Genomic DNA, 15793 nt, shown 5'->3' on the forward strand with positions numbered 1-15793 from the left:
AAGTTCCTTTGCCTTCTGACAATGTTTCGGCCTTTTTCGCTTACTCTGTCCAAAGTTCCTTTGTCTTCTGACAATGTTGCTGTCTTTTCCACCAACTCTGTCCAAAGTTCCTTTGCCTTCTGACAATGTTTCGGCCTTTTTCGCTTACTCTGTCCAAAGTTCCTTTGTCTTCTGACAATGTTGCTGTCTTTTCCACCAACTCTGTCCAAAGTTCCTTTGCCTTCTGACAATGTTGCTGTCTTTTCCACCAACTCTGTCCGAAGTTGAATCAGGTTCTATCAGCATCGGATTTAAATTCACTCATATGTCCCCCGTTGCTTTTGAATCAGGAACAAAAGAGTACTGAGAGCAACAAAGTTTACGATAACAGCCTTTTATTTCTATAAAAAAGGCAAGCATGGTCCATGCTTGCCCTTTCTTCCTTCAATGCGAATATCAATACTTGAATACCCTAAGCTAGAGCATACATACGAAACAGCCATTGCAGCCTGTAATTCATATGTCTAATAAAATAAACCGCTCTATTACTTAATATTCGTAAAGTTGAGAGTAAGCTAATAAGAATATCCAAAGCATATCCCTCCACATTGAAATTTTAGTGTTTAAAAAAATAACACTGTTTTTATTGTTAATCGGAACCGCCAATTTATTCATTAATTTAAAAGAAAACAGACCTTCAAAGGAGGTCTGCCTATTTATTATTCACCTAAGTCCACATTGTGGTACACTTGTTGAACATCATCTAAATCTTCAAGCGCATCAATCATTTTTTCAAATTTAGCTTGTGCATCTTCAGGAAGGGTTACATCATTTTGTGCAAGCATAGTAAGCTCAGCCACAGTGAACTCCGTAATTCCCGCGTTTCTAAAAGCTTCTTGAACTGCATGGAACTGATCTGGTTCAGCATAAACAATGACAGAATCTTCTTCTTCGATAATGTCGCGGACGTCTACGTCTGCTTCCATTAAAAGTTCAAGCACATCATCAGAGGACTTACCTTCGATACCGATAACAGCAGTAGCATCAAACATATAGGCAACAGAACCGCTTACACCCATGTTCCCACCATTTTTACCAAATGCAGCACGGACGTCAGAAGCAGTACGGTTTACGTTATTAGTTAGGGCATCAACAATGACCATGGATCCGTTTGGTCCAAAGCCCTCGTAACGAAGTTCAGTATAGCTTTCTTCAGAACCACCTTTTGCTTTATCAATCGCACGGTCGATAATGTGTTTCGGTACATTATAGGTTTTAGCCCGCTCGAGAACAAATCGTAATGACTGATTAGATTCTGGATTTGGCTCCCCTTGCTTCGCAGCTACAAAGATTTCCACACCAAATTTCGCATAGATACGACTAGTATTTGCATCTTTGGACGCTTTTTTTTCTTTAATATTGTTCCATTTACGACCCATTATGAACACTCTCTTTCCGCTTTGAATCTACACAAATTTATTATACTAACATGTACCGTTTCAGTATAATAATTAGCAGTTCATGATAATTTCTATTTATTGAATCCAGCACAAAAAAATACTGATTCATACACAGATAATATTATACCTTAAAAATGACATTTGTTAAGTATCATGTTAGTAAAAAAAGACCTTTCCATAAAGGAAGGTCTTTTCACGTCTATACCAGCATTTGAAACAACGTACTATCATTGTTCACTTCTCTGTAAATGAAGCCTTTTGTCTTGATTCTTTCAATTAATGGGAAGTAATCTTCTTTATCCTTCAGCTCAATCCCTACCAAGGCAGGTCCCGTTTCCCTGTTGTTCTTTTTCGTATACTCAAAATGGCTGATATCGTCATTCGGTCCAAGTACATCAAATAGGAATTCCCGTAATGCACCAGGGCGCTGTGGAAACTGAACAATAAAATAATGCTGTAGTCCTTCGTATAGCTTCGAGCGCTCTTTAATTTCTTGCATCCTTCCAATATCATTGTTCCCGCCACTGACAATACAAACTACTGTTTTCCCCTTTATTTGATCTGCATATGTATCTAGGGCTGCAACGGAAAGCGCACCGGTCGGTTCAACGACAATGGCATTCTCATTATAGAGGGCTAAAAGCGTCGTACATACCTTTCCTTCGGGAACAACCGTAATATCGTCTACAATTTCCTTACAAATAGAAAATGTCTTAGATCCAACCGTTTTTACTGCTGCACCATCGACAAATGAATCGATTTCTTGGAGCTTCGTTACTTCTCCTTTTAAAATGGATGTTTTCATCCCTGGTGCACCTTGAGGTTCGACGCCGATTAATTGTGTTTGAGGGGAGTAGTGTCTTAAGTACGTACCCACTCCGGCAAGGAGGCCACCGCCACCGATTGCCGCAAACAGATAATCAATTTTTTCAGGACAATCATTTAATAATTCAACAGCAACGGTTCCTTGACCGGCAATCACATCATAATCATCAAAAGGGTGAATAAATGTACGGTTCTCATTCTGACTACATTCTATAGCTTTCTCATAAGCATCATCAAAGGTATCCCCCACAAGGACAATCTCCACACTGTCCTTTCCCCAAAACTTTACCTGGTTCACCTTCTGCTTAGGCGTCGTACTCGGCATAAAGATTTTTCCGTTGATTTTTAACAGATGGCAAGAGTAAGCAACACCTTGTGCATGATTTCCTGCACTTGCACAGATAATTCCGTTTTGAAGTTCTTCCCCACTTAATTTTTTAATACGGTTGTAAGCGCCACGAATTTTAAATGATCGGACACTTTGCAAATCTTCTCTCTTTAAATACACATTACAGTCATACCGCTCAGAAAGTAAATGATTATACTGCAATGGAGTTGGTGAAATCACATCCTTGATGGTATGGCTGGCAATAATGATGTCCTCCACATTAAACGCTTTTTTATCGACTTGTTGATTCATATTTCATGTTCCCTCCTAAATAATTCATGTATGTGGTAAACAGATATCTATTGTCTAAAAACAACAAAAAACCCGTCCCCATAATAGGGACGAGTTAACTCGCGATACCACCCTACTTCCGCAAGTTCAAAAAGAAGCTGCGGCTCTCGATCAACGTACAATTCCTTGTACATGTTCCATCATAACGGCGGACAAACCGGTGTAGCCTACTTGGACAGTTTCAGCTATACATCTCTGAGATGATCTTCAGACTGCCCTGTTATCGGCTCCCAGCAAACGCCGACTCTCTGTGAAACAAGGAGCAAATCCTACTCTTCTCTTCATAGATTCAAGATTAATTTTTTTATAAGGTTACCACCGAAAAAAATCACTGTCAATGTTTTTTGATTATTTTTACTATTTTGTAAATTATGAAGCGCTTACAATTAAATTAGGCATAATTGAGCGGTACTTGGCACAATTAATGGTATAATTTCATTTAGATGTAAGACTATTCTGAAAGTTATAGGGGTGATTGTGATGATGATTCCGTACAAAGGAGTCTCACCTACTGTTCATGATTCTGTCTTTGTAGCACCTGGGGCATATATCATTGGGAATGTTGAGATTGGAAAAGAATCAACGGTTTGGTTTAATGCCGTCTTACGAGGGGATGATGGCCCAATTATCGTGGGTGAACGATGCAGTATTCAAGATAATTCTACTATTCATTTATATGAGGGTTTCCCAGTGATTATTGAGGATGATGTAACGGTCGGCCACAATGTTATTTTACATGGATGTAAAATTGGGAAGCGTTCGATTATTGGAATGGGTTCCACGTTATTGGACAACGTCGAAGTTGGCGAGGAATGTATAATTGGCGCTAATACTTTGCTCGCAGGAGGAATTAAAATACCGCCTCGCTCCCTCGTTCTAGGCTCGCCAGGTAAAGTCGTTAGAGAACTAACTGAAAAAGACCTGCAGATGCTGCAAATGTCCAGTGAACACTATGTGCAAAAAGGGAAAGATTTTATGGAGATACTAAAATAAAAATATGGGGCCATAGTTTTTCCTAGATGGCCCCAAAAGTTTACATAACAGTTAACATAATATTATTACGAATAACAGATTTATTGTAACGACTTTATATCCTTCACAATCTGCTCATAAGGCGGCTCCGAAACACCTTCGTATTTTTGGAGGACAATTCCCTTTTCATCTACTAAGTAAAACGACGTACTATGAACAAATTGATTCGAGCCTTCTAGTTTAGCCGCTGCAGCCATAAAGGATTTATTTGCAAAGCTCTCAATGAATTCCTGCTTGTAGCCTGTAACAAGGTCCCAATTCGAAAAATTAGCACCTACCCCACTCGCATATTCCTTTAATACCCCTGGTTGATCATTTTCTGGGTCTATACTAAAAGAAACAAGATGGGCATCTATATCTTCAGCTGCTAAATGACGCTGCAATTCGGCCATGTTTGCCGTCATTGGAGAACAGACCGTATCGCAATTGGTAAACATAAAGTCAGCTACCCACACTTTTCCCTTTAATTTAGAAAAAGAAAACTCCTCACCTGCTTGGTTAATCCCTTCGAAATTGCCTACTTTCATATGAAGTGGAAAATCATTCTCCACCTTCTTTTCTTCCTTAGAGCACGCAGATAGAACTGTTACGCAAAGGAGGAGAAATAATATACGTTTCAACGAAAACCACCCTTTTTCACAAAAAGGTGCCGAGTCAAATGACACCAGCACCTTTCATTCGTATTAGTTAATGAATTGTGAATCAATTAATGACGCAAAATCTGGTTTTTCCTTCAAGAACTTAAGCTCTACAGAAGAGTTAGCGAAGTCTTGGATGACATCTTTATTGACATCAGTTGTAAATCGGATATTTTCCCAAGCCTCATCAACGATAGCTTTATCTAGTTCTTGTTTTGTGCTCTCTTTAATGCTCTTAATTGTAAGCTCTTTTGCTTCATCAGGATTATTCTTGATAAAAGCAATCGCCTCATTTTGTGCATCTACAATCTTTTGAATAAGATCTTTGTCCGCTTTAATTTTCTTGCCGCTTGATACGAGAATTGTATTTGGTAATGTAGTTCCAAATGAAATCTTTTTGCTATCAACGATAATTTTAGCACCAGCTTCTTTTACTAACTGTGAAGCCCATGGCTCAGGAACAGCCGCGATATCCACTTTCCCTGATTCAAACATAGCCGCATATTGTGCTGGATTTCCAGTTACATGCTTTAGTGTGCCACCAATCCGAGCAGAAGAAATACCGAAATCTTGTAAGAAAGTCTCCATTTGAACATCATGCGTACAACCTACGCCTGGAGTAATAAAAGTTTTACCATTGAAATCCTCTACAGAATTAACGCCGCTTTTCTTGCTGGCAACAATCGCTGTTCCACCTGAAGATGCTCCAGCAATAATTTTTACATCAGCACCATTTGTGAAGTTATTCATAACAGGTCCTGGACCAACTAGTCCTGCATCAATTTCTCCAGTTTTTAGTGCCGTCATAAAAGCACCGCCATCAGGGAACGTCTTGTATTCCACTTTCACGCCATCCCCTAATTCTTTTTCATAGTAGCCCTTTTCACGTGCTATCATGGCAGGTGCATGGTCAATGTTAGGGAAATATCCTATTACGACCTTTTTCTCTTCTTTACTTGATCCTGAGCTTGCTTGATCTGTTCCACACCCAGCTAATGCCCCGATTAGGAGTAGGAATACTAAGCTAATAATTGCTGTTTGTTTTTTCATCTCTCTAGTTCCCCCTTAATTAGTTGTTTCTAAACCCCAACGGCGAATAACATTTTGTTCCACCCGTTGGAAGAAAACAATATCAACCACGGTGCCAATGACACCAATGATAATCATAATCGCAATAACCATACTCATATTCCCAAAATCTGAAGCGTATTTCAGCGTATACCCTAATCCAGGTCCTGTGCTTAGGATTTCACCCGCCATAAGTGCACGCCAGGCAAATGCCCACCCAAGTCTTGCTCCTGTTACAGCGTAAGGGATTGAGGCTGGAAAAATCACGCTTGTAAATAGACCGACCCCACCAGAACCCATCGTTTGTGCTGCTCGTATATAAAGAGGCGGCACATTTTTAATCCCAATTCTCATATTAATCGTCATGACGAGCGTAGCACCAAGGATTACGATAAAAATGACCGATGTTTCATTCAGACCGAACCACATAATTGCAATTGGTAACCAAACAATACTTGGTACACTCTGTAATGCTAAAATTAGTGTACCTAACGTTTCATCCGCGGTTTTATTTTTTGCTAAAAGAATGCCCAGACCTAAGCCTAGAACAATCGATATACTTAAACCAATGAATAAGCGGCGGAAGCTCGCTAAAATATCATAGATTAATGTTTTATCAGAAAAGCCCTTAACTAACGCCTCTAGGACATCCGTTGGTGCCGGCATAACAGAGGGTGAAACACCACTCACTGATACGCCCACCTGCCAGAACAAAACTAAGGCTACAAAAAAGATAATACGTTTAATTGTTGGCTGCATAGGCTAATTCCTCTTTTACCACTTTATCAATCTCTGATTGTAATAAACTCATAATCTTTTCCTCTAATTTGGCTACCATTTGTGTATGGTTTTCTCGAGGCCTTGGTATTTTCACATGAATATCTTCTAGTACCACACCAGGTCGTGTTCCCATTACAATGATTCTGTCTGAAAGTTTGATAGACTCACGAATACTATGCGTTACAAACAAAATAGTTTTTCTCGTTTCAATCCATATTTTTTCTAATTCAAGATGTAGCCTTGATCGCGTTTGTTCGTCAAGAGCTCCAAACGGTTCATCCATTAATAATACCTTAGGATTCATTGATAAGGCTCTGGCAATGGATACACGTTGCTGCATGCCACCAGATAACTCATGTGGGGAATGCTTCGTATAGTTGCTTAGTTGCACCATTTTCAAGTACTGGTGTGCAACCTCCCTTGCCTCTTTCTTTTTCATTTCCTTTCGCAATGCAAACATCACATTCTCTTCTACTGTCATCCAAGGAAAAAGCGCTGCTTGTTGGAATACCATCCCGCGGTCTCTTCCAGGCTTAGTTATTTTCTCACCGTTCAGAAATACCTCACCACTAGAAGGTTTAGTTAAACCAGCCACAATTGATAATAATGTTGATTTTCCACAACCTGAAGGTCCAAGGATAGAGACAAACTCTCCTTCCTTAATTTCAAGATTAATATTTGAAAGGACCGTATTAGTCACAGATTGATTTCCAAATTCTTTGTTCACATCGTCTATATGAAGAAACATTTGTATTTCACCCTCTTCACCTATAATTCACATTAGTTTTATCGGATTAATATTAATTAAATTTTATTATAATCTTTATCAGAGTAAAGTCAATATTTTTCCAAAAAAAAAAGCGCCTGATAACCAGCAAAAAAAAATCGCTGGGTGTCAGGCACCGCTTAAGAATTATAATAAATATCCACTTGAATGGAAGGTGTACCATTTTCCATTAATGTATTGCTTATTTTGAACCATTGCACCAGATGATGATAAATAATATTTCTTCGCGTGATCGGTTATCCAGCCGGTAGCCATTGCACCTGAGGAATAGAGATAGTACCACTTATTGTTGGATTTTAACCACCCAGTGGCCATTGCGCCATTTGAATTCAAAAAGTACCACTTGCCATTAACTTTTTGCCACCCAGTTAACATGACACCATTGGTCCCAAGATAATACCACTTACTAGCATCCTTTATCCAACCAGTTGCTTTCGTTCCATTTGATTGAATGTAATACCACTTGCCTTGCTCTTTTAACCAACCTGGCTTTTTAGCTGTAGCAATTGCTTGGGTATTTCCTTCATACATTTGCGTAACAACAATTCCTGAATAATAAAACTTCAATATTTCTTGATAATTTTTTCCTGCTCCTGCCATGTTTTGGGCACCCCATTGACTCATCCCCACACCATGGCCATCACCTGTACCTGAAACATTAATCATACCATTTTCAGATTTCACTTCATTTACTAAATAACTAAGCATCATACGGTTACCTATTATAGACCTTACTTTAGATATACTTACATTTGAAAGCGACATACGTTGTGTAATTAAGTTACCTAGTTCGTCTACCTTATCTTTTACAAAAAACTCTACTGTTATGTTTCCTTTTGAGACACGTTGACCAGAACCTACACTATGAAGTGAGAAATCAGGGATGGAAATAATTTTAATTTCTTTGTTTGCATAACCATTGTTGGTTAGCCACAGTTTAATATTAGATGAAATCGTTGAATCAAGTTCTATTGTTGAGGACCACCATTCTGATGGTTTTGTTAAGTCTAACGAGGCTATATCTATTTGTGTTTGATGAAATGCAAATTTCCAACTCGTTTTTGGATCATAAGGATCTTGTTTGATGGTCAAATAAGGTACAGCGGTTGTTCCCCATGCATTGGCGTTACTCTCAGTCCGACCGCCATTACTGGCAGAATATACAGCATCAATTAAACGGCCATTATACTGGGCAACCTGGCCTTTCGTTTCATCCACTGCTCTAGTTGTATTAGGTGTCCAAATGTAGCCACCGTATACTTGATATAAAATTGTGTCATCAATCAATCCGCGGGTAATATAACTCATCGCATACGTTCTTGCTGCTACAGCTTGAGTTTTTAACGCTTCAATGTTCCAAAATGGATACATTTCAATCGGAACCACACCTTTTAAATAATTCTCCATTGAAACGGAGTTTATCGGGCGGATGTATTTTTTGTTTTCAATCATAAAATCAAAGCTCCCTAAATAGAGACGACTATTAATAGAAAGTTGTGAGCTGGATTGAATAGGACTGGCCGAAAATGAATCATATGAATGTAAGAGAGTATTATCTTTATATAGTGCTATTTTTTCATTTTCTAATTTTACTATATAAGTGCTTCCAGATTTTAATTGCATATCTGGGTCACTCGTTTTATAATCACCGTTTGGTTTTATGGTAATTTCTGCTTTGTTACCTAAAAAATTAACCAATTTTACTTTTACAATGGGTTCCGACTGATCTTCTGCAAACCCTTGATCAAAAGAAAATACAGATAAAAATAAAGATAACACAGCTACACAAAGTATAATTTTCTTCAACGGATGATATCCCTCCGAAACTAGTAATATAGGACCAGCTGTTAGGATAATCATATAGTATTAGATTAAGTTACGACAATGGAATATTATTTCCAAATAACATTTTTAAGAATGCGCATGTTCCTGCTTTAATAATGGCTGTGTCATTGTTGGTAGAAGAACTTCAATGCAAGTTCCTTCATTTACTTTGCTAGTTATGTTTAATGTACCATGGTGATTTTCAACAATCTTAAAACAAGTCATTAATCCCAGTCCAGTTCCCTTTTCTTTTGTGGTATAAAAAGGCTCCCCAAGTGTAGAAATACGTTCTTCAGGTATTCCCAAGCCTGTATCATTAATCTGTACTGAAATTTTCCCTTCCTGCTTTTCTCTTACAATTACCTCTATCGTTCCACCCTTTGGCATGGCTTCGATTGCATTTTTCAAAAGGTTTAAGAAAACCTGTTTTAATTGATTTTCCTCACAGCTGATGCTGGGAAGTTCAGGACTAAACTCGATGAGAATTTGGACATTATTCAAGATAGACTGGTTGTTAATTAAGGTTATTACATCAGTTAACAATGTCTTGATATTATGTTCAACAAAAACAGCTGCCGTTGGTTTTGCAAGGACAAGAAATTCGCCAACGATTGAATTAATCCGGTCAAGTTCTGTTAAAACAATATCGAGGTATTGATTATTTTTCGCGCCAGATTTCATTAGCTGAATAAATCCTTTAATGGAAGTAAGTGGATTCCGAATTTCATGTGCAATCCCTGCAGCCATTTGCCCAAGTAGAGCCAATTTTTCAGACTTTTGAAGAAGTCGCTCGGTTTCTTCCTTTTTCTCCGTAATATCCTTACCAATTGATAGAACGGCCTCTTTTTCACCAAAGACAATAGATAGGGAAGATACTTCAAAAAAGAAAGTGGTTCCATCCATACGCTTTGCTCTATATTCAATCGTGTGGATTGGCTGTTTCTCTTTCTTTATTTGCTTATAGCGCTCTAATAAACGATCCATATATTCAGGAACAATGAAGTCGAAAATTGACTTTCCAATGATTTCGTCTTTATGCTGAGCACGAAGCATACTTACTGCAGCATTATTCACATAAAGTAATCTATGATCCCTAGTAATATAAACGGGTTCGGGCAACGAATCAATCAATCTCTTATAACTTATCTCTCCAGCTTGTGCCCTTTTTTCATAGTAACGTGACTTATCATATTGCCAGCCGACAAACCATGCTAACAAGGTAAAGAGAAAGAAGTCAATTTCAAATATTGGATCCTTCTCGGATAGATACTGATAAATGGTAAATAAAATTGAAATGGAAACGAGAATAAGTTGGCCCAATCTTTTCATGATATTTTCCCTCTTATATAGATATATTTTCCTATACCATTCGACAAATCCAGTAATTTTCCTTTTCCCTTCCCTACATATTCACTAAATTGTTTCATATTTCGAGAGGAAATAAAATACGGCGAGACCATGTGTCCCGCCAACGATTTATTTTGAATCAACCTCTCTTAAAAACTCTCCAACTACTTGTAAATACTCCTCTGGCTCTTCAACATATGGCATATGCGCACTGTTTTCAAACACATGGAAGCGTGAATTTGGTGTTAAACTGCTAAAATACTCAGTAGACTCTGGGGTAGCTTCATCAAAGCGCCCGCATGTAAAAAGGGTTGGACACGAAATGTCCTTTAATTGAGCGGTACAATCAAACTCTTTAAGGTTACCTAATACTGTAAATTCAGATGGACCCCACATGATATTGTATACTTCTGGATTTCTATATTGAGAGCCTTGCTTTAACCAATCAGGAAAAGGATCTAAACGGCAAACAAAGTTTTTGTTAAATTCTTCAGTTGCCTCTTTGAATTCCTTGGAATAGGTTGTCCCATTTTTCTCACATCGGTTGATTGTTTCTTGGACCTCGAGAGGCAGTTTTTGTAGGTTTCGTTTCTGGTCCTGTTCCCATAGTGGTGCACTTAAGCAAGAGCTTGAAAAGATCACACTTTTCACACCGCTTGGTTGTGTTAAGCAATAGGCAGCAGCAAGGGTGGTTCCCCAGGAATGACCAAGAATATGGACCACATCGAGATTTAAGGCCTGTCTAACTTGCCCTAATTCTTCCACGAAGCGTTCCAAACGCCAAAGGGAGGTATCTGTTGGTCTGTCTGACCTTCCACAGCCTAGTTGATCATAAAGGATAACTGGTCGGTCCTCTGCTAGCGCTTTCAGTCCTTGAAGCGAATAGGAGGAAGAACCTGGTCCCCCGTGTAAAATAATAACTGGCGTACCTGGTGCGTTTTCATTAAATATTTGTACCCATACTTTTCCCCCAGTTACTTCAATGAATCTTTCTTCACCCATCATTATTTCCCCTTTATATAGTTGGTTTGTTATTTTCTAATTTTGACATATAAATCAACGGAACGTATATTTTTTAGCCTAATTTACTTTTACATATTTAGTCAATAAAAAAATCCTATTTTTAAACATTAGAAATAAAAATGCCTACCCCTCGCTTTGTACCGAGGGATAGGCCTGATTTTATTATTTCATCTTCCAAATGGCTGCGATATTGGTAGCTGTTCTTTCTACATATTCTGCTGCATGTTCGAAGGCGTCTTCAAGTAAAACAACACCAGGAACAATACTAAAAATAGCATCGATTCCATAATCATGAACAACATGACTCTCTTTTCCGAGGTTTCCTGCAATTCCAATCACAGGAACATCAAACTTTTTAGCTGTTTTTGCTACGCCAATTGGTGTCTTGCCAAAGATGGTTTGATGATCAATTTTCCCTTCACCTGTGATAACCAAATTTGCATCTTCAACCGCTTTAAGAAGAGAAGTTGCCTCAATCACGATGTCGACACCACGTTTTAATACGGACGGTAAGAAGGCTAACAATCCTCCGCCAAGCCCACCAGCGGCTCCGGCACCCGATACTTCTTTAATATTTTTTCCAAGTTCACGTTCAATAACGGAAGCATAGTGGTCAAGATTTAAATCCAACTGCTCCACCATTTCCGGTGTCGCGCCTTTTTGCGGACCAAAAATAGCGGAAGCTCCTCTTTCTCCTGTTAGTGGATTATCTACATCACAGGCAACTTCAATTTTAATATTCGCTAAGCGTGAATCTAATTGAGCTAAGTCGATCGAAGCTAACTTACCAAGCGCCCCACCGCCTTCTCCAATTTCCATCCCATTCTTATCGAATAATCCCACACCTAGGGCTTTAGCCATCCCCGCACCACCGTCATTAGTAGCACTTCCACCAATTCCAATAATGATATGATTGGCACCATATTCAAGGGCAGCTGATATGAGTTCACCTGTTCCTCTCGTTGAGGTAATTAACGGATTTCGTTTCTCTCTTGGAACGAGGTGTAACCCAGAAGCTGCCGCCATTTCAATCACTGCCGTACGTTTATTACCAAGCATTCCGAAAAACGCTTCGACTGGTTCTCCTAGAGGGCCCGTGACAGTTTTGCGGATAATTTCTCCACCGGTTGCATCAACCAGAGATTGAACAGTCCCTTCTCCACCGTCAGCCATCGGTATTTTTACATACTCTGCATTTGGAAAATGATGTTTAAAGCCTTTTTCAATTGCCTCAGCTACCTCAAGGGCTGAGAGGCTTTCTTTAAATGAATCAGGTGCAATAACTATCTTCATCTCGATCCCTCTCCTGTCAATTACATTGGGTGATGTGAAAAGAGGAGTGTTTGCGCTCCTCTTTTGGTCATTATCTATCCGAAAAAGTGAAACACTCCATAAATTAAGGTTGAAATAATCGCCATAGTTAAACCTACTAGCGTTTCATAAGGAATAACCTTCAAACGTTCTTTGATTTCCATGTTTACGCTTCCGCCAGTTGCGTGGAAAAAGCTTCCGTGTGGTAAGTGATCTAATACGGTAGCACCTGCATGAATCATAGCTGCACCAGCAATAGCTGATACACCCATACCTAAAATCGTGCCACTAAACACTTGGCTCGCCACTGCTGTTCCGGCAGTAGTTGAGGCCGTTGCAGCTGACATGAAAATACCTGATACTGGTGCAAGTACATATCCTGGAAGTCCTAGTGCATTTAAACCTTCGATCAACAAGTCCTTCAAACCAGAATTAGCAATAATTCCTGCTAGTGTTCCAGTTCCAAGTAACATAATTGCAACACCCGACATTTTTCCTAAGCCAGAAACAGCATACTCATTGATTTTTCTTCCTCTACCCATTACCAATGCACCAACAATCCCGCCAATTGGTAGAGCGATCATCGGGTCAATACTGATATCAAACAGTGGTCTTAGGGCTAATAAAATTATGGTTATAAGAGGAGCAACAATCGCAGGTAAAAAGAGCGGAAGTTTTCCTCCATTGTATGTTTGAATTTCAATGTCTTTAATAGCTGAACCTTTTTTCACTAGTTTTTTCGCTATAAAATAAGTAATGGTTAACCCAACAACGGCAGGGATAATACCCGCGGCCATAATGGATGTCAAGGGAACCTTAAAGGCATCCGATGCGGCGATGGCATTTGGATTTGGTGACATAAGGTTACCTGCCTTACCGCCACCAATCATAGCAAACAAGATCGCAGTTTTCGAAATGCCCGCTCTTTTTGCAATTGCAAGTGCAATTGGTGACACAGTAATAACCGCAACATCAATGAACACGCCAACTGCCGTTAAAATCAAGGTTGCAACCGCTAGGGCAAGTAACGCCCTTGTTTCACCTGATTTTTTGACGATCGTCTCTGCAATAACCGCAGCTGCTCCCGATTCAATTAATACACCGGCTAGAATACCTGCAGCTAAGATTCGTAGTACAGCTGGAATAATGCCTTTCGCACCTTCCATCATTAAGGTTACGGTATTAGTAATATCTACTCCACCAATTAGTCCGCCGATTAACGCTCCAGCGATCATGCCATAGGCAGGAGAAACCTTCTTCAAAATTAAAATAATAGCTATTACGAGTGCACAAATGGCACCTAAAGCGCTTACTTGAATATTTGCATCCATTTGTAAATCCCTCCTTGGTTGTCTGTATACTCATTGTAAGCGTTTGCTATAACGTTTTCATTGGGCAAACCATCAAAAAAAAGACCCATTTCAATCAGGTCTTTTGTTCATTTGCACAATTACTTTATCAACTCTTGAATAACAGATAAGTATATTTCGAGCAAATCCTTAATCTTTCTCGGGTCCTTCCCTGTTATTTCAGTTATCTTATCCAGCCGATATCTTAATGTATTTCGATGAATGAATAACTTTCCTGTAATAGTATGTACATCCCCGTTTTCCTCAATAAATGCCAATAACGTCTCAACCAATTCCCCTTTTTTATCATTCTCTTGTAGGTATTGATAGTAATTTTTTAATTCTTCCCCAATCCCAAGATTCTTTGCTCTTGTTAGTAGGACAGGAATTTTATAATCGTCATAAAAATAAATCGTTTTTACCGGATCAATCCTCTCTCCAACAAATGAAGTTTCCACAGCCTCACGATAGGAATTGGCAATTCCTTTTAATTCAGGATGATAGTTTCCGATACTAAGTTTACAGTGTAACTCCAGATATTTAACAGCTGCTTCAGCCCATTTCTCTAGTTCACTCCTAATCCTAACTACATTCTGGATCGTTACTTTTTTAAGAAGAATCAAATAATCTGGATGCATGATTAATAAATCTTCCTTATCCAATCGGTCGCGTAAAGTCTTGAATACCTTTGCCCTGTCCTTAGCTGTTACAATCACAGCAAGACGCGGGATATCCAAATTGATTCCTAAGCGGCGAACTCTTTCAAAATAGAGAGAATTGAGGTTTTCTGTTCCATGCAGAAGCTGGCTAATTAATTCTTCCTTCAAGCGTTCATCCCACTGAATTTGATCGATTAAAACAGCCTGTTGCAGAATCATTTCAGCTGCCATTTTCACCAGTTCCCCGTAGTTACGAATCTCTTCAGGATCTCCAGTGATTCCAATAACACCGACCACCTGATTATTAAAATTAATAGGAAGGTTGATTCCTGCTTTCACTCCATGTAGCCCTTTTGTATCGTGTTCCTCGATTTCAAATTCCTTTTGGTTTTCAATGACGAGCAGAGCCCCTTCATGAATGGAATCAATTCGAGTTGGATCTCCTGAGCCAATAATAATCCCTTTATCATTCATGACATTAATATTTCGCTTAATAATTTTCATCGTTCGATCGACAATTTCCTGAGCCAATGCTTGATCTAAAAATTTCATGATGCTGTCCTCTCCACTTTTAACGGTACCTCTATTATAACTTTAGTCTTGTAAAAGGCATATTTTTCATACCTTACTGGATAAATTAGAAGATATTTTCGAAAAAATTGTTGTTATTCATAGTTATCTTTTCAAATGAAGTCGCACATCTCTTGAAATTAGTGCCCTTTGAAATCATCAAAGTTGTCCGAAGTTACCATCCTTTTTGACAGTGTTTCGCTTTTTTCTGCTTACTCTGTCCGAAGTTGCCTTGTCTTTTGACAGTGTCTCGCTTTTTTACGCCTACACTGTCCGAAGTTCACCTGACTTCTGACAGTGTCTCGCTTTTTTACGCCTACACTGTCCGAAGTTGCCTTGTCTTTTGACAGTGTTTCTCTTTTTTCTGCCTACTCTGTCCAAAGTTGAGTCAAGTCCATTTAATTGTGTAAAAGTGTCAACAATGTTTTCGCTTGTAAAAAAAGAATGAGTATAGTGAACTAC

The 15793-nt window shown here is 38.9% G+C and carries 14 protein-coding genes and 1 other annotated feature; of the genes, 1 reads left to right on the top strand and 13 read right to left on the bottom strand.

The annotated features are described in order from the left end of the window. The 3 genes from AC3A54_RS11060 to ilvA form a co-directional block, all read right to left on the bottom strand. A partial coding sequence (locus tag AC3A54_RS11060) for a hypothetical protein (protein WP_487654511.1) occupies positions 1-248 on the bottom strand: 248 nt, incomplete at its 3' end. A gap of 450 nt (positions 249-698) precedes the next feature. Next, entirely contained in the window at positions 699-1418 is a 720-nt protein-coding gene (locus AC3A54_RS11065; protein ID WP_308079304.1) for a YebC/PmpR family DNA-binding transcriptional regulator, read from the bottom strand. A 220-nt stretch (positions 1419-1638) separates the two neighbouring features. Continuing rightward, positions 1639-2904, bottom strand: a complete 1266-nt coding sequence (gene ilvA, locus AC3A54_RS11070) for a threonine ammonia-lyase IlvA (RefSeq protein WP_487654512.1) — start codon at positions 2902-2904, stop codon at positions 1639-1641. Between the two features lie 82 nt (positions 2905-2986). Further along, positions 2987-3237, bottom strand: a binding site (T-box leader). Positions 3238-3423: 186 nt separating this feature from the next. On the opposite strand from ilvA, the gene AC3A54_RS11075 reads away from it, so the two are divergent. Next, on the top strand, positions 3424-3936 hold the full coding sequence (locus tag AC3A54_RS11075) for a gamma carbonic anhydrase family protein (RefSeq protein WP_487654513.1): 513 nt from the start codon (positions 3424-3426) through the stop codon (positions 3934-3936). An 80-nt stretch (positions 3937-4016) separates the two neighbouring features. On the opposite strand, the gene AC3A54_RS11080 is transcribed toward AC3A54_RS11075, so the two are convergent. The 10 genes from AC3A54_RS11080 to AC3A54_RS11125 form a co-directional block, all read right to left on the bottom strand. After that, complete coding sequence (locus AC3A54_RS11080; RefSeq protein ID WP_487654514.1) at positions 4017-4595, bottom strand: SCO family protein; 579 nt, start codon at positions 4593-4595, stop codon at positions 4017-4019. 63 nt (positions 4596-4658) lie between these two features. Beyond that, positions 4659-5663 carry an ABC transporter substrate-binding protein gene (locus tag AC3A54_RS11085; protein WP_487654515.1) on the bottom strand — a complete coding sequence of 335 codons (1005 nt, stop codon included), beginning with the start codon at positions 5661-5663 and terminating at the stop codon, positions 4659-4661. A gap of 15 nt (positions 5664-5678) precedes the next feature. Continuing rightward, positions 5679-6440, bottom strand: coding sequence for an ABC transporter permease (locus AC3A54_RS11090; RefSeq protein ID WP_487654516.1), 762 nt, complete (start codon positions 6438-6440; stop codon positions 5679-5681). Then, positions 6424-7209, bottom strand: coding sequence for an ABC transporter ATP-binding protein (locus AC3A54_RS11095; RefSeq protein WP_308079310.1), 786 nt, complete (start codon positions 7207-7209; stop codon positions 6424-6426). The genes AC3A54_RS11090 and AC3A54_RS11095 overlap by 17 nt, the downstream gene beginning before the upstream one ends. Before the next feature lie 165 nt (positions 7210-7374). Next, complete coding sequence (locus AC3A54_RS11100) at positions 7375-9054, bottom strand: SpoIID/LytB domain-containing protein (protein WP_487654517.1); 1680 nt, start codon at positions 9052-9054, stop codon at positions 7375-7377. Between the two features lie 105 nt (positions 9055-9159). Continuing rightward, positions 9160-10401: an ATP-binding protein gene (locus tag AC3A54_RS11105; protein ID WP_487654518.1), complete on the bottom strand. Its 1242-nt coding sequence runs from the start codon at positions 10399-10401 to the stop codon at positions 9160-9162. A gap of 147 nt (positions 10402-10548) precedes the next feature. Then, a complete protein-coding gene (locus AC3A54_RS11110; RefSeq protein ID WP_487654519.1) occupies positions 10549-11424 on the bottom strand; it encodes a proline iminopeptidase-family hydrolase in 876 nt (291 codons plus the stop codon). A 180-nt stretch (positions 11425-11604) separates the two neighbouring features. After that, the gene (locus tag AC3A54_RS11115) at positions 11605-12735 is read right to left on the bottom strand and encodes a glycerate kinase (protein ID WP_487654520.1); all 1131 of its coding nucleotides are present in this window, start codon (positions 12733-12735) and stop codon (positions 11605-11607) included. Positions 12736-12809: 74 nt separating this feature from the next. After that, positions 12810-14084, bottom strand: coding sequence for a GntP family permease (locus AC3A54_RS11120; protein WP_487654521.1), 1275 nt, complete (start codon positions 14082-14084; stop codon positions 12810-12812). Positions 14085-14203: 119 nt separating this feature from the next. After that, positions 14204-15313, bottom strand: a complete 1110-nt coding sequence (locus AC3A54_RS11125; RefSeq protein ID WP_487654522.1) for a sugar diacid recognition domain-containing protein — start codon at positions 15311-15313, stop codon at positions 14204-14206. Positions 15314-15793 lie beyond the last annotated feature (480 nt).

The organism is Neobacillus sp. Soil_C_43, assembly GCF_057656715.1.

What these genes read in the sequence shown, in the direction of transcription:
- AC3A54_RS11115 (WP_487654520.1), bottom strand. Translation starts at nt 12,735, where the DNA reads ATGAAGATAGTTATTGCACCTGATTCATTTAAAGAAAGCCTCTCAGCC.
- AC3A54_RS11065 (WP_308079304.1), bottom strand. Translation starts at nt 1,418, where the DNA reads ATGGGTCGTAAATGGAACAATATTAAAGAAAAAAAAGCGTCCAAAGAT.
- AC3A54_RS11085 (WP_487654515.1), bottom strand. Translation starts at nt 5,663, where the DNA reads ATGAAAAAACAAACAGCAATTATTAGCTTAGTATTCCTACTCCTAATC.
- AC3A54_RS11120 (WP_487654521.1), bottom strand. Translation starts at nt 14,084, where the DNA reads ATGGATGCAAATATTCAAGTAAGCGCTTTAGGTGCCATTTGTGCACTC.
- AC3A54_RS11105 (WP_487654518.1), bottom strand. Translation starts at nt 10,401, where the DNA reads ATGAAAAGATTGGGCCAACTTATTCTCGTTTCCATTTCAATTTTATTT.
- ilvA (WP_487654512.1), bottom strand. Translation starts at nt 2,904, where the DNA reads ATGAATCAACAAGTCGATAAAAAAGCGTTTAATGTGGAGGACATCATT.
- AC3A54_RS11125 (WP_487654522.1), bottom strand. Translation starts at nt 15,313, where the DNA reads ATGAAATTTTTAGATCAAGCATTGGCTCAGGAAATTGTCGATCGAACG.
- AC3A54_RS11090 (WP_487654516.1), bottom strand. Translation starts at nt 6,440, where the DNA reads ATGCAGCCAACAATTAAACGTATTATCTTTTTTGTAGCCTTAGTTTTG.
- AC3A54_RS11095 (WP_308079310.1), bottom strand. Translation starts at nt 7,209, where the DNA reads ATGTTTCTTCATATAGACGATGTGAACAAAGAATTTGGAAATCAATCT.
- AC3A54_RS11075 (WP_487654513.1), top strand. Translation starts at nt 3,424, where the DNA reads ATGATGATTCCGTACAAAGGAGTCTCACCTACTGTTCATGATTCTGTC.
- AC3A54_RS11110 (WP_487654519.1), bottom strand. Translation starts at nt 11,424, where the DNA reads ATGATGGGTGAAGAAAGATTCATTGAAGTAACTGGGGGAAAAGTATGG.